At 59.1% G+C, this 13545-nt stretch carries 12 protein-coding genes; 6 read left to right on the top strand and 6 right to left on the bottom strand.

What is annotated here, in order from left to right; genetic code table 11:
- Positions 1-51 precede the first annotated feature (51 nt).
- The 3 genes from AC2FID_RS17510 (at position 52) to AC2FID_RS17500 (ending at position 2231) form a co-directional block, all read left to right on the top strand.
- Complete coding sequence (locus AC2FID_RS17510) at positions 52-723, top strand: YiaD family glycine zipper/OmpA-like lipoprotein (protein ID WP_058272535.1); 672 nt, start codon at positions 52-54, stop codon at positions 721-723.
- A 115-nt stretch (positions 724-838) separates the two neighbouring features.
- Positions 839-1381: an NADPH-dependent FMN reductase gene (locus AC2FID_RS17505; protein WP_496837957.1), complete on the top strand. Its 543-nt coding sequence runs from the start codon at positions 839-841 to the stop codon at positions 1379-1381.
- Between the two features lie 49 nt (positions 1382-1430).
- Positions 1431-2231: an HTD2 family dehydratase gene (locus tag AC2FID_RS17500; RefSeq protein ID WP_496837955.1), complete on the top strand. Its 801-nt coding sequence runs from the start codon at positions 1431-1433 to the stop codon at positions 2229-2231.
- Here the strand turns inward: AC2FID_RS17500 and AC2FID_RS17495 are convergent.
- The gene (locus AC2FID_RS17495) at positions 2223-3263 is read right to left on the bottom strand and encodes an NAD(P)/FAD-dependent oxidoreductase (RefSeq protein ID WP_496837953.1); all 1041 of its coding nucleotides are present in this window, start codon (positions 3261-3263) and stop codon (positions 2223-2225) included. The two genes, AC2FID_RS17500 and AC2FID_RS17495, sit on opposite strands and share 9 nt — an antisense overlap.
- Before the next feature lie 49 nt (positions 3264-3312).
- On the opposite strand from AC2FID_RS17495, the gene mnmC2 reads away from it, so the two are divergent.
- Together mnmC2 and AC2FID_RS17485 are read left to right on the top strand one after the other, a co-directional pair.
- Positions 3313-3978 (top strand): tRNA (5-methylaminomethyl-2-thiouridine)(34)-methyltransferase MnmC2, encoded by a 666-nt coding sequence (gene mnmC2, locus AC2FID_RS17490; RefSeq protein WP_496837952.1) that lies wholly within the window; start codon positions 3313-3315, stop codon positions 3976-3978.
- Positions 3975-4844 (top strand): DMT family transporter, encoded by an 870-nt coding sequence (locus AC2FID_RS17485; RefSeq protein ID WP_282120289.1) that lies wholly within the window; start codon positions 3975-3977, stop codon positions 4842-4844. Before mnmC2 ends, AC2FID_RS17485 begins: the two co-directional genes overlap by 4 nt.
- On the opposite strand, the gene AC2FID_RS17480 is transcribed toward AC2FID_RS17485, so the two are convergent.
- Positions 4818-6782, bottom strand: a complete 1965-nt coding sequence (locus AC2FID_RS17480) for a lytic transglycosylase domain-containing protein (protein WP_282170466.1) — start codon at positions 6780-6782, stop codon at positions 4818-4820. The genes AC2FID_RS17485 and AC2FID_RS17480 overlap by 27 nt on opposite strands.
- 133 nt (positions 6783-6915) lie before the next feature.
- Here AC2FID_RS17480 and dapA point away from each other — a divergent pair, with 133 nt between their 5' ends.
- A complete protein-coding gene (gene dapA / locus AC2FID_RS17475; RefSeq protein WP_496706373.1) occupies positions 6916-7788 on the top strand; it encodes a 4-hydroxy-tetrahydrodipicolinate synthase in 873 nt (290 codons plus the stop codon).
- Between the two features lie 129 nt (positions 7789-7917).
- Here dapA and AC2FID_RS17470 read toward each other — a convergent pair whose 3' ends face one another.
- The 4 genes from AC2FID_RS17470 to pta form a co-directional block, all read right to left on the bottom strand.
- The gene (locus AC2FID_RS17470; RefSeq protein ID WP_282170465.1) at positions 7918-8790 is read right to left on the bottom strand and encodes a dimethyl sulfoxide reductase anchor subunit family protein; all 873 of its coding nucleotides are present in this window, start codon (positions 8788-8790) and stop codon (positions 7918-7920) included.
- The gene (locus AC2FID_RS17465; protein ID WP_108861155.1) at positions 8790-9539 is read right to left on the bottom strand and encodes a 4Fe-4S dicluster domain-containing protein; all 750 of its coding nucleotides are present in this window, start codon (positions 9537-9539) and stop codon (positions 8790-8792) included. The genes AC2FID_RS17470 and AC2FID_RS17465 overlap by 1 nt, the downstream gene beginning before the upstream one ends.
- A gap of 91 nt (positions 9540-9630) precedes the next feature.
- The gene (locus AC2FID_RS17460) at positions 9631-12444 is read right to left on the bottom strand and encodes a molybdopterin oxidoreductase family protein (RefSeq protein ID WP_496837950.1); all 2814 of its coding nucleotides are present in this window, start codon (positions 12442-12444) and stop codon (positions 9631-9633) included.
- A gap of 78 nt (positions 12445-12522) precedes the next feature.
- Positions 12523-13545 carry a phosphate acetyltransferase gene (pta, locus tag AC2FID_RS17455; RefSeq protein WP_496706368.1) on the bottom strand — a complete coding sequence of 341 codons (1023 nt, stop codon included), beginning with the start codon at positions 13543-13545 and terminating at the stop codon, positions 12523-12525.

The raw sequence follows: 13545 nt of genomic DNA, 5'->3' as shown, positions 1-13545 counted from the left end.
CGCCAAACAAAGCGGGTTCGGTGAACGGGCCCCAGAGCAGAAGGTGATTTCATGACGATTTCCAAGAGTGTTCTTGCCGCAGGGCTGTGTTCGGCCATGTTTTTGGGGGCCTGTACGGACCCCGGCACATTGAACCTGCCCTCGGACCCGAACCAGAACGCCAAGCAGGGTGCACTCCTCGGCGGTCTGATCGGCGCAGGTGTCGGCGCGATTGCCAATGGATCTGATCCGCTTTTGGGTGCGGTGGCAGGCGGAGCAATCGGTGCAGCAGGAGGCGGCCTGATAGGCAACCAACTAGACAAACAAGCAGCAGAACTGCGTCAGCAACTGGCCAATCAGGGCATCATCGTTACCAACGCGGGCGACCGGCTGATTGTGACCGTCCCGAATGATATCACCTTTGACACCGACAGCGCGACCGTGCGCCCGGCACTGCGGGCCGATCTGGTCCGGGTGGGGCAGAATCTGGTGAATTACCCCAATTCGAACGTGCAGGTCATTGGCAATACCGACAGCGACGGCGATGCTGCGTATAATCAGGGCCTGTCCGAACGCCGGGCGCGGTCTGTCGCCGATATTCTTCAAGCCAATGGTGTAAGTGGTGCACGTATCTCGACCATTGGTCAGGGAGAAAATCGCCCGATTGCCTCTAACCTGACGCCCGAGGGGAAGGCCCAGAACCGCCGGGTCGACATCGAGATCATTCCGAACGGAAACACATAATGAAATGGGCACTTTCGGGTGCCCATTTTTCGCACATTGACTGCGCGTCATCCGGTCTTTGGTGCGCGCGAAAGTTACGCTAGCTATTGGGAAACACCCGAACCGGAGTTTCCCAATGTCTGACCCCATACTTCTGAGCCTGTCCGGCTCATTGCGCCAAAGCGCGACCAACCGCAAATTGCTGCGCGAAGCGGCCCGGCTGTTCGAGCCGGGGACACATATCGAAGCCGATCTGAACCTGCCGCTTTATGATGGTGATCTTGAGGATGGCGAGGGCATTCCTGCCGCAGTGCAAACTTTGTCCGATCAGATCGCGCAGGCTGATGCAGTGATCATTTCGACCCCGGAATATAACAAAGGCCCGTCGGGTGTTCTGAAAAACGCTTTGGACTGGGTCAGTCGAACCGATGGCCGCCCCTGGGCCGACAAACCGGTTGCCGTGATGTCAGCTGCCGCAGGACGCGCAGGTGGCGAGCGGGCGCAGATGGTTCTGCGCGGCTATATGGTTCCGTTCCAGCCTCGTATCCTGCAGGGGCCAGAAATTCATCTGGCCAGCAGCTCGAACGAGTTTGATGAGCAGGGGAAATTGTTGAGCGACCGTTACGAAAGTTCTCTGCGGACACTCATGCTGAAACTGCGGGCGGAGGCCGGGTTCTGAGATCAAGACGCCGCTTGCCGGGGCAGATCCGTCTACATAACCTCCCATCATGACTGAGGATATAAAGACAGATGTGATGGACCCGGCCCGCGCCTCCGCGCTGCTGGCTGCGCTTGGTTCCCATAAGAAATTCGATGCGGGCGATCACCTGCCGCCGTTCTTTCACCAGCTGTATTTCTGGTCCCCTCAGTTGCCTGCCAGTTTGGGGCGGGACGGGCATCCAAAGGTTGGGGGCGGTCTGATCCCCGATATGGGCTTGCAACGTCGGATGTGGGCCGGGGGACGGTTGCAGTTTCACGCGCCGCTGGTCGCGGGCTCAAAAGCCGTGCGCCGGTCTGTTCTTGAAAGTGCGGCGACAAAAACCGGACGGACGGGACCGCTGGGGTTTGTTACCCTGCGACACGAGATTTCTCAGGACGGTCAATTGTGTCTGAGCGAATGGCAGGATCTAGTTTATCGGCCTGACCCTTCGGGTACTGACATCAAGCCCAAGCCACCTATGGCCCGTACCGATGAACCCGACAGGCGAGACGTCACTTTCGACAGCACGGTTTTGTTCCGATACTCGGCGCTGACCTTCAATGGGCACCGTATCCATTACGATTTGGACTACGCGCGGGATGTCGAAGGCTATGACGGCCTGGTCGTTCATGGCCCTTTGCTGGCACAATTATTGATGCTGTTTGCCGAGGATCTGGCAGGTCCCTTGGCTCAGTTTTTATTTCGCGCGTCATCGCCGCTAATGCACTCTGAGACGGCGACCTTGTGCCGGAATGGCCAAGCGATGTGGGTGCGCGGACCAGATGGGCGGCAATGCATGTCCGCCGAGTTTGTCCCGCGATCAGAGTGATGCTTCGGGTCTGAAATCACTCGGGATCGCGTCCCGGTTCTCAAGAACCAGATCCGCCATGACCTCAGCTACTTTCGGGGCCATGCCAAAGCCGATCTTGAAACCACCATTGGCAATGAATTGACCTTTGTGTACCGGGTGCGCGCCCAGCATCGGTGCGCGGCTTTTGCTGCGCGGCCGTACACCCGCCCATCGTTCGATGACCTCTGCGCCATGCAGGACGGGAACGGCCCGCATCGCCCGGTCCAGAACGTCATCCAGAGCTGCATCCGTGCTGGTCGGGTCGTCATAGTCACGCTCCGAGGTCGAACCGATTGCCAACGTCCCGTCCGCATGCGGTATGAAGTGGATTGTGTCCGCAAACAGTTGTGGAACCTCTCTCGCATCAAACCGCAGAAGTGCGGCTTGACCCTTGACGCCGTTGCCAACGGTTTTGCCAAGAGCTTCGGTCAGTTCCTGCAGACCGGCAAGGCCGGTGGCATGGACAACCTGTCCGCGATCTGGTGCGTCGGCTACGACCTCGACCCCCATCACCGCCAGTGCGGCAACCAATGCAGCACAGGCCCGGCGGGGATGCATGCGTGCGCTGAGTGTATCATGGACGACAAAGCCCGTGGGGCTGGGTGGGCACCAAGCACCGATTGCGGCTGTTTCAACAACGCTCCATTTGGCGCGGGCTTGCCACAGGTCCGCTGCTGTGATGGCGCGCGCATGGGCAAGATCCAGTGTTCGGGTGTCGGCGATGGGTTGCAGCCGTCCCAGCCGCGCATATCCGGGTGAGACACCGCCTGTGGCCTCGACCTGTTTCCAGAATGGTTCGGCCATGATCAGGCTGTCGAACTGAAACGCCTTCTTGGCATTCCAGTTTTCGGGCACATGCGGTGCCAGTGCGCCAACCAGGCCACCGCTGGATCCGGCTCCGGGACCAAAAGGGTCGACGATCTGCACCTTTGCGCCTCGCCGTGCGCAGGTCCAGGCGATTGACAGGCCGAAAATCCCTGCACCGCGCACCGTCACATCGACCATTGCCATTCCCCTTTACCTTGTTCAGTGTCGCGCCGCTTAGCTACAGGATTCCCCGATGGCAGACCAGCGTGCCGAACTGACATGGACTGAGGATCAGATCCCGGTCTCGGATCGTTTCGACGATCCGTATTTCTCGTTGCAAAACGGGCTGGAAGAGACGCGGCATGTGTTTCTGGCGGGCAATGAACTGCCTGCGCGGTTCGCACCTGGCTTCCACATTGCTGAATTGGGCTTTGGCACCGGGTTGAACATGCTGACTGTCTGGTCAGAGTGGGAGAGATCGGGCCAGACCACGCCGCTGTCCTTTACCAGTTTTGAGGCCTATCCGATGGCACCCGCGGACATGTCCCGAGCGCTGGCGGCCTTTCCTGAACTTGCGCCTTGGTCTGACCGGTTCCTTGCGCAATGGGAGGGCGGCACATGTGATTTGGGCACCCTGCGGCTGGAGGTTGTTGAAGGCGATGCACGTCAAACCCTGCAAGCATGGGAAGGTGCCGCCGATGCGTGGTTCTTGGATGGGTTCTCTCCGGCTAAAAACCCCGAATTATGGGGTGCAGACCTGATGCAGCAAGTCGCCGACCACACGGCCACTGGCGGAACGGCGGCAACGTATACAGCCGCCGGGTTCGTGCGACGGGGGCTTGGGGACGCCGGTTTCACAGTTACACGCGCACCCGGTTATGGCCGCAAGCGCCACATGACCCGGGCGGTCAAATCATGACGCAGCAGAACAATACGCGCGCCGGGATTGCGTTGATGATCGGGGCGACCATCGTCTTCGCACTGCAGGATGGTATTTCGCGCCATCTGGCGGGAACATACAACACATACATGGTGGTGATGATCCGCTATTGGTTCTTCGCCGCCTTTGTCATCGCTTTGGCCGCACGTGCGCCCGGCGGATTGAAGGCCACCACCCAGACAAGCCAGCTGAAGCTGCAGATATTTCGTGGCCTTCTGCTGGCGGCCGAGATCTGTGTCGCGGTGTTCAGTTTCACTGTTCTGGGCCTGATCGACGCGATGGCCGTATTCATCTGCTACCCGTTGTTGATCGCCGCTCTCAGCGGGCCGGTATTGGGCGAACAGGTCGGCTGGCGACGCTGGGCCGCAATCGGCGTTGGGTGCATCGGTGTTCTGATCATTCTCCAGCCCGGCGTGGGTGTCTTTAACCCTTGGGCCATTGTACCGCTGATCTCGGCTTTCATGTTTGCAGTCTATGGTTTGCTGACCCGTTACGTGTCCCGCCGGGACAATTCCGCCACCAGCTTTTTCTGGACGGGCGTCAGCGGTGCCGTCGCCATGACGCTAGTGGGAATGTGGTTCTGGGAACCGATGGCCCAAACGGATTGGGCCTGGATGGCGCTGCTATGCGTGAGCGGCGTTCTTGGACACTGGTTGCTGATCAAATGCTATGAGATGGCCGAGGCCAGCGCGGTGCAGCCCTTCGCCTATTTCCACTTGGTCTGGAGCGCGATCCTGGGAATCTCGGTCTTTGGTGAAACGCTGCGCCCCGAAGTGGTCATAGGCGCAGCGCTGGTTGTCGCCGCTGGGCTGTTCACCCTATGGCGCGAAAGACGCCAGCGTTGACCCGACCAGTTCCTGCGAGAACGGGATCGGCAAGGCAGGTTGGCCAAGACGGGCGCGATAGACCGGCAGGCTTTCCGACACACGCATCACGTAGTTGCGGGTCTCGCTGAACGGGATCGCCTCAATCCAGTCGACCACGTCGATTTCACCTGCGCGCGGGTCGCCATAGCGATCCATCCACGACATCGGCCGACGCGGACCTGCGTTATATCCGGCCGCCATCATCACGACGTTTCCGTTGAAATCAGCGGCCAGACCGGACAGGTAATTGGCACCCAACTTGGCATTATATTGCCAATCCGAGGTCAGCTTGATCGTCTTGTGGCCGCTTAGGATACCCAATTCCTTGGCCACAAGCTTTGCCGTGGCCGGCATGACCTGCATCAGCCCGCGCGCTCCGGCTCCACTGATCACAACGGGGTCAAACTCGCTTTCCCGACGGGCAATGGCCAGCGTCATTTCCTTGGCCATGGGCAGACCCATGTCGGCAACCGGATGCACCGGGTAATAGGCGGCTGGCAAAACCAGGCCGACTGTTGCAGCGCGTTTGGCGATCATCACGGCCAGATGCGGCTGCTTCAACTCGATCACCAAATCGCCCAACTGATTGGCCTGAACCGGGTCCAGCCCTTCCACCAAATGAGTCAGGAACCGCTCAGATAGGGTGTCTTCGTCAGCCTTCAGCAGCAGTAGCCCGGCCTCCAGCACACTTGAATTGGAGAACTCAGCTTGTTTCCAATGGGGTGCCCGGCGGGGGTTAGCCAGCTCACTATCGAAAGGACGCCCGATCTGCTCTGCCGCCAGCAAGCCGTAGAAAGAGGACTGATAATCCGCACCCATCGCATAAGCGTCATAGGCTTTTTCGGCGTCACCATGGGCCGCATAGGCACGACCCAACCAATACCCGGCGCGTCCTTTCGAGATCGGCGATTTCACCGCGTCCGAGAAGTTCTGGAAATGCCGGATCGCGGTCGCCGGATCATTCAGCTTCCGCAAGGCCAGAAACCCGGAAAACCACTCCAGATCGGCATAGCCATAGCCCATTTCCGGCGTCATGTGGTGATTGGCAGCAATCTGATAGGCGCGGTTCTGGTCCCCATTTCGCATCTCAAGCCGGGCCAACCGGCGACGGCCTTCGGCCCATTTGTCAGGTTCTCCCAACGCATCAGGGCCGTTAGAGCGCGCCAGCATCAAGTCTATCGCGCTGTCGTCCAACTCTTTCTTGTCACGCCAGACGAATCTGTCAAAAGCCAAGCCCGGTGAATCGACCAGCGATTTCGGAACCGCCGCCACCTTGCTGTCGACACCGGGTTGCCGTTTCTGAAGACCGATCCGCGCCTCAGCCAGTTTGCGCTGATCGGCGCTGACCAGCGGCAGCATCTGACCTGCGCTGACAAGATGGTTGTCCCATAGCATCCGGTCCAGGCGTGCGGCGTGATGCGGTTTCAGCAACTTGCCAAAATTCTCAAGATAGTCTTTTTGCAGACCCGAGCCCATTGGCATCGTCCGCCAGGCCGCGACGATATCGGCCTCAGCATCTCCCTGACGACCCTTTGCCTTCAATGCGACGGCATAGTTCAACGCGCCCTCAGCGGTTTGCGGCGGCTGTTTTGCATAGAATCTAAGAACGCGATCCGGGTCGGCGCCAGTGAAGGCGGGCTCACTTTTACGCCGCAACCAAGCCAGACCAGGCCAGTCTGGACGACGATCCAAAAACACCAGAACGTCACCCGAACTGCCAAACCCTTCGCGCAGCCAGTGCCAGACAATGATGTCCCGAGGCACTGAACCCCGCGCACCAGAAACACGCAAGGCTTCATTCCAGTCCCCCTTGCGCATTTCATTCATACCGGCCCGCAGATCACCTGCGGCGTCGGCTCGCACATGTGTGCCCGAAATCAAAATTACGACCGTCAAAAACGCCAGAAAGCGTGTCATCCCTTGCATTTCCCAACCAACCAAGGATACAGCCATTCAGGATAAAGCTTGCGCCGTCGGGTTCAACTCAAGAAAGACAGATTTCTGGCAAACCGAGGCGTAAAAATTACAAACTGCACCTAAGGAGCGTGTCATGTTCAAAGGCTCTATGCCAGCCCTCGTCACACCGTTTAGCAACGGCGAGTTGGACCTGAAGACGCTCAAACACTTGGTGGAATGGCAGATTCAGGAAGGCTCCACCGGGCTGGTTCCCGTTGGCACCACCGGCGAAAGCCCCACGCTGAGCCACGAAGAGCATGAAACTGTTGTCGACGAGGTTGTCAAAGCCTCGGCTGGTCGTGTTCCTGTGATCGCAGGTGCTGGGTCAAACAACACTGTTGAGGCCATCCGGTTTGTGCGATTCGCGCAGAAAGTAGGCGCCGATGCAGCTCTGGTCGTGACGCCATATTACAACAAGCCCACGCAAAAGGGTCTACTGATGCATTTCCGTGCGCTGCATGATTGCGCGGATATTCCGATCATCATCTACAACATTCCCGGTCGATCAATAATCGACATGACCCCTGAAACCATGGGCGAGTTGGCGAAACTGCCGCGCATTGTGGGTGTAAAGGACGCGACCGGAGATCTGGCCCGCGTCAGCCAACAGCGCGCCTCCTGCGGTCCAAACTTTTGCCAGCTGTCCGGCGAGGACGCGACGGCGCTTGGTTTCAACGCGCATGGCGGTGTGGGCTGTATTTCGGTTACCGCGAACGTCGCGCCCAAACTGTGTGCCGAATTCCAGCAGGCGACGCTGAACGGCGACTATGCCAAAGCGTTGGAGTATCAGGACCGCCTGATGCCCCTGCACGAAGCGATCTTTATCGAGCCCGGTCTTGTAGGCGCCAAATACGCGCTCAGCAAATTGGGCCTGTGCAGCGAAGAAGTCCGCTCGCCCCTGTCCGGGCTGGAAAGCAGCACCAAATCGGCGATCGACGCGGCGCTTCAGCACGCAGGCCTTATCTAAGGCGAATTCAAGAAAGAAAAAGGCGGCCTCGAACCTCGAGCGCCGCCTTTTTTTGTTCCGGATCCAGACTTCATCTGGCCAAAAATATCCCGGGGGAGTCGCGGCTTGCCGCGACGGGGGCAGAGCCCCCTACCGTTTTCCGTAATACAGCCCGACGACATGCTCGGCCTGTGCGAAGAACAGCCAGCGTGACGTCGCAACACCGGCCAGATGGGACAGCACAGCCAGCAGCGCGAAGAAATGACCGAATGGCAACAGCAGCAGGATAACCGGCAGAACAAACGCCAACGCAAACGAGATTATGCGCAGTTTTTCGGCATGCTTGCGGCCAACGACGTGAACGAATTCACGCAGCAAATAGTTGGTGCCGGTATGAGGAGGCTCGAATGCACGCACTGTGCCGCGATCGCCCAATCCGGTTGCCGTGCCCAGATTTGTGCCGGACTCCTCCAGTGCTTTGTCGCCCTTTTTCCAGTACAGGATCTGCACCAAAGCAGCGATCAGCAGTAGCGGCAGTGCCACTCGGACCTGCCCGGCCAACAGCGCGCCGCCCGCAAGGCTGAAGCTGAGGAACATGGCCGGAGTCAGGTTCATATTCCAGCGGGGAATGGTTTTGAGCTGCGTGTAGATCATCGACGTGGTAAATACGGTCAGCAGCGAAAACAGCGCACCGATCCAGCCAAGAAGGCTCCAGCGCTGGCCCAGAAAGATCACGCCAATCGCATAAAGCCCCATGACGATCAGAGCGATGACCGCGCACCAGCCTTCGCGGCTGAGCCAACTGGTCTTCCATTGCGTAAACGCTTTCCAAGCCCGCTCGGGGTGGCCAAGGTGAAAGGTGGACGCCATCAGGCCGCCAACGGACAGGGCGTAGGCGATGGCGAAAAAGACAAAAGCGACCCAGCCAGAGACGTCTGGCAGACCGAGGCTCAAAAAGAACAACAGTCCAAAGCCAAGACCCGACAGGGTGGTGAAAATGATGACGGAAGGTGCTGGATGCATCAGAGCTTCTCCAAGGTCTTGTCCAGCCAGCTAAGGAACCCTTTGGGCTCTTCAGCGACCGGGGCCAGCAACGGGGCCAGGATGTCGATCTGATCTTCGACGTTATCCTTGGGCCTTGGCGGCAGGTATTTGTTGACGGGTTTGGTGCCCATTTCCGGCATCAGGTCCATGCCACCGCGTTCGGCGACCAGTTTGCTGACATCGCTGTCCGCATCGCCCAGATCACCGAAGTGGCGCGCGCCTGCGGGACAGGTGCGTACGCAAGACGGAACACGGTCTACTTCCGGCAGGTTTTCGTTGTAGATACGGTCAACGCAGAGGGTGCATTTCTTCATCACCCCTTCGGCCTGATCCAGTTCACGTGCGCCGTAGGGGCAGGACCACGCGCACAGGCCACAGCCGATGCAGTCGCTTTCATTGACCAGCACGATGCCGTCCTCGACCCGCTTGTAGCTGGCCCCTGTGGGGCAAACGGTGACGCAAGGCGCGTCCTCGCAGTGCAGGCAGGATTTTGGGAAGTGGATTAGCTGGGCGTGACCTTCCGCAGGCTGCACCTCGTAAGAGTGCACCCGGTTCAGGAATGTGCCGGATGGGTTGGCACCATAAGCGTCCTGATCGGATAGCGGCGCGCCGTAGTTTTCGGTGTTCCAGCCTTTGCATGAGATGACGCAGGCGTGGCAGCCAACGCAGGTGTCCAGGTCGATGACCAGACCCATCTTGCGGTCGGTGGATGTGGGGAGCTGGGTCATGACTACCTTGCCTCCGCTTTTGTGGTGAGGGCGGACTGGGGCGCTGCCCTAGACCCCGGGATACTTTTAACCAGATGAAGCAGGGATCGAATCATTTGCCTACCTTCCATGCCAAATCCTTCGGTCCAGTTCCGACCGGAGATTCAATCGGTGGGAACTCCGGTTGGCTTTCCGCATCCGTTGGTGCGTCAGCTTTTTCGATCTTCACTTTCAGGTCGAACCATGCGGCCTGACCGGTGATCGGATCAGAGTTTGCCCACCGCAGACCATCGCCCTTGGGCGGCAGCAGCTCGTGGATCAGGTGGTTTAGCAGGAACCCTTTGGTGGCCTCGGGCGCGTCTTCTTGCAGAGCCCATGCGCCTTTGCGTTTGCCAATGGCGTTCCAAGTCCAGACGGTGTTTTCGTTCAGGGCCGCCATTTCCATGACCGGAACCGTGATCTCTCCATGCGGCGAGGTCACCTTGGCCCAATCACCGTCGCTCAGGCCATTCTCGCGCATCAGCTTGGTCGGAACATAAAGTGGGTTGCGGCCGTGCAACTGGCGCAGCCATGCGTTCTGGGTGCCCCAGCTGTGATACATCGCCATGGGGCGCTGGGTCAGAGCGTTGACAGTGAAGCCTTCGTTGCCGGTCTGGTCGGTGTCGTACCAGATGGGCATCGGGTCCAACGTCTCTTTGATGCGTTCCCGCAGGTGTTCCGGGGGCTGACGTTCGCCATGGCCTTCGGCGGCAAGCTGGAACTTGCGCATCGGCTCGGAATAGAGCTGGAACAGGTATGGCTGCGGGCTGTCATAGATGCCCATGCCGACCGCCCAATCCTGATAGGCTGCGTTCCATGGTTTGTAGTAATCCGCGCCTTCGGGGATATGGGCCACGTAGAAGCCGCCGTTTTCGATATAGCGGTTCAACTGATCGGGGTTGACCTCACCCCGGCCTTCCTTGTCGCCGTTTTCACCACGGAAACCGGCAAGTGGGCCGATGCCGGGCTTGCGCTCGTGATTGACGATATAGTCGGCGTAATCTGTCCATTTGGCGCTGCCGTCTTCATTGGTGAAGCCCGGCAGGCCCAAGCGGTTGGCCAGTTCGACAAGCGCTGACTGGAAGCCTTTGACGTCCCGGTCGGGTTCAATCACAGGCCAGCGGATTGCGTCGGCTGCCGCGTCTGCTTCGCAGATCGGGCGATCGAGCAGCGAGATACAGTCGTGGCGTTCTAGATAGGTGGTATCCGGCAGGATCAAGTCGGCATAGGCCACCATTTCCGACGAATAGGCGTCGGAGTAGATGATATGAGGGATTACATAATCGCCGTTCTCATCCTTGTCCGTCAGCATTTCCATGACACCTTTGGTGTTCATGGATGAGTTCCAGGACATGTTGGCCATGTACATGAACAGCGTGTCGATCTTGTAGGGATCGCCCGCATGTGCGTTCGAGATCACCATATGCATCAGCCCGTGGCTGGACATCGGGTTGTCCCATGTGAACGCCTTGTCGATCCGCGCCGGGCTGCCGTCTGCCTTCAGCGCCAGATCCTCTGGTCCTTGAACGAAGCCTAGATGCGGGCCGTCGAGCGGCGTATTCGGAGTCACCTTGCAGTGCGGTCTCGGGTGCGCCTCGACCGGTTTGGGATAGGGTGGCTTGAAGCGGAAGCCGCCGGGGACTTCGACTGTGCCAAGGATAATCTGCAACACGTGCAGTGCGCGGCAAGTCTGGAAGCCATTGGCATGGGCCGAGACACCGCGCATCGAGTGCATGGCAACCGGGCGGCCGATCATCTTGGTGTGCTTTTCGCCGCGGAAATCAGTCCATTCGCGCTCCAACTCGAACGCCTCGTCAAAAGCAACGCGGGCCAACTCGCCCGCGATGGCGCGGATACGGGTGGCGGGGATGCCGCACTGCTCGGCGATGTTCTCGGGTGCGTATTCGTCGCTGAGGTAGCGTTCGGCCATCAGATGGAACACGGGGCGATGGGTGACGCCATCCTTTTCAAAGGTGGCCGACAGGTCGGGGCGGACGCCCGGTTTGTCAAACGCCGTCAGTTCGCCCGTGTTGCGGTCAACAACCAGTGGTTTGCCGTCCTCATCGCGCAGGAACAGACCCTTGGTGGGGCCTTCGGACGCGTCGACCAGAACCGGCGCGTTGGTGTAACGGCTAAGATAGTCCAGATCGATCTTGCCGGCCTTCATCAGCACGTGGATCATCGACAGGATGAACAACCCATCAGTGCCAGGAGTGATCCCGACCCAATCGTCAGCAACTGCGTTATAGCCCGAGCGGATCGGGTTGACGCCGATCACCCGTGCGCCACGGGCCTTGATCTTGCCGATGCCCATCTTGATTGGGTTGCTGTCGTGATCTTCGGCAACACCGAACAGCATGAACAGCTTGGTGTGATCCCAGTCAGGCTGGCCGAATTCCCAGAACGCACCGCCCATCGTATAGATGCCGCCCGCAGCCATGTTGACGGAACAGAAGCCACCGTGTGCTGCATAGTTACAGGTGCCGAAATTCTGCGCCCAAAAGCTGGTAAAGCTTTGGCTTTGGTCCCGACCGGTGAAGAAGGCCAGTTTTTCGGGGTTATCCTCGCGGATCGGCTTGAGCCAGCCAACGGCGATGTCCAGCGCCTCGTCCCAGCTGATCTCTTCGAACTTGCCCGAGCCACGCGGCCCGACGCGTTTCAGTGGGGCGCGCAGACGCGAAGGGGCATTGACCTGCATGATCCCTGCCGAGCCCTTGGCGCACAAGACGCCCTTGTTAACCGGGTGATCGCGGTTGCCTTCGATATAGGCAACCTTGCCGTCCTTCATGTGTACGTTGATGCCGCAGCGACAGGCGCACATGTAGCACGTTGTTTTTCTGACCTCATCAGAGACCTTGGGAGAGGTATTAATGATTGGCTGGTTCATTTCTGGTCCCTGTGGCTTTTGGTCCGATTATTCTCATGAGCAGAGATCAATCGGAACAGTATTTCGCTTTAGCCGGATTTACGAGGCGTCTGTCCGGGTTTTGGATGTTTCTGCTTGCACGGCCGTAACCGCGATCATGTGCAGAACGTCCTCGGCGGAGCATCCGCGTGAAAGGTCGTTGGCCGGTTTCGCCAGTCCCTGAAGGACCGGGCCGATTGCTTCGGCACCCCCAATACGTTGCGCGATCTTGTAGCCAAGGTTGCCTGCGTCGAGGTTCGGGAACACAAAGACATTTGCCTCACCGCGCAGGGGCGAATCCTTGGCTTTCTTTGCAGCCACCTCGGGGACGAATGCGGCGTCAAATTGCAGCTCGCCGTCGATCAACAGATCGGGGTCAGCCGACTTTGCAATCTGCGTGGCCTCACTGACCTTCGTGACTTTCGGATGATTGGCGCTGCCACCGGTGGAAAAGGACAGCATCGCAACGCGGGGCGTCTCGTGCGTCAGCGCCTTGAAAGACGCGGCAGATGCCCGGGCGATTTCGGCCAATTCCTGTTCGTTCGGATCAACAACCAGGCCGCAATCGGCAAAGATGTGCGCTCCGCGGACCGTGTGGTGATCGCGGCAGTAGAGCATCAGAAAAAAGCTGGAAACCATGGCCGCGTCGGGCGCTTTGCCGATGATCTGCAAAGCGGCGCGCACTGTGGCCGACGTGGTCTCAACAGCTCCGCCGACGGTTCCGTCGGCATTACCGGTATGAACCAGCATCGCGGCATAGTTCAGGCGGTGTTTGATTTCTTCAGCGGCCTTTTCAGGTGTCATGCCCTTGTGCTTGCGCCGCTCAAAAAGCTCAGCTGCAAACGCTTCGGCATAGGGAGAGTCCGATGGATCGTGGATTTCGATGCCGTCGACATCCTGACCAGCCTGTTCGGCCAGCAGGGCAGTTACTTTGGCTTTGTCACCAACCAGAATGATGCGCGCGACACCTTCCTTGCGGGCCTTCAATGCACCTTCAACAACACGTGGATCATCGCCCTCAGCGAGGGCGATGATCTTGTCGGAGCTGCTAGCAGCTCCGAGAATTGTGCGTAGTGGCTTCAC

The organism is Ruegeria sp. CDSC068 (assembly GCF_059610545.1).
This window is presented reverse-complemented; position numbering and strand designations above follow the sequence as displayed.